At 54.0% G+C, this 886-nt stretch carries 1 protein-coding gene; it reads left to right on the top strand.

Features of this window, described 5'->3' with window-relative positions:
* The coding region (locus L6R21_28020; protein ID MCK6563053.1) for an IS1634 family transposase at positions 1-886 on the top strand (886 nt) is incomplete at both ends.

Raw genomic sequence — 886 nt, 5'->3', positions numbered from 1 at the left:
GCACCGAAAATGGCCGGGCGTTTGGCGCCGTCTGGCTGGGACTTGAGCTCTTCAAACGCCTGGGCTTGCTCGAATTCCTGCGCGACAAATTGTCCGGCGGTAAAGAAGAAATCCCCTGGGCAGAGGTCGCCATGATTTTGGTGCTGGCGCGCTTGGTCGAGCCCAGTAGTGAGCTCTATATCGCGGAACATTTCTATGCCCAGAGCGCTTTGTCCGAGCTCTTGGGAATTCCCGCCGAAAAAGTCAATGATGATCGTCTCTATCGCGCTTTGGACAAGCTCCTGCCCTGCAAAGAGGAGCTGGAGAAGTTTTTGAAAGAACGGATGGGCAGCTTGTTTGGGCTGCAATATGATTTGATGCTCTATGATCTGACCTCGACTTATTTTGAAGGGCAAGCCGAGAAGAATCCGCAGGCGAAGCGCGGCTATTCCCGCGACAAACGCCCCGACTGCAAACAAGTTTGCATTGCGCTGGTGGTTAGCCGCGAAGGCATGCCTTTGGGCTATGAAGTCTTTGACGGCAATACGCGCGAGTCCACCACTCTCAAGACCATCCTGGAGAAAATGGAGTCGCGCTATGGTCAAGCACGTCGCATCTGGGTGGTCGATCGTGGTTTGGTGAGCCAAGAGAATCTGAAGCTCTTGGCGCAGCCGCCACGTCAGTATATCGTGGGAACGCCCAGAAGCATGCTCAAGAAATTTGAACAGCAATTGCTCTCTCAAAACTGGCAGACCATTCGTGAAGGTCTGGAGGTGCAATACTGCACTTCTGCCGAATACCGTGAAGAGGTTTTCATTCTCTGTCGCAGTGCCGAGCGTAAAGCCAAAGAACATGCCATTGCCGAACGGGCACGGCAAAGACTGGAAGCCGGCCTGACCAAGCTCGA

This window comes from bacterium (assembly GCA_023150945.1).
GTDB lineage: Bacteria > Zhuqueibacterota > Zhuqueibacteria > Zhuqueibacterales > Zhuqueibacteraceae > Coneutiohabitans.
The sequence above is the reverse complement of the archived record's forward strand: the minus strand, read 5'-3'. Positions and strand labels throughout refer to the sequence as shown.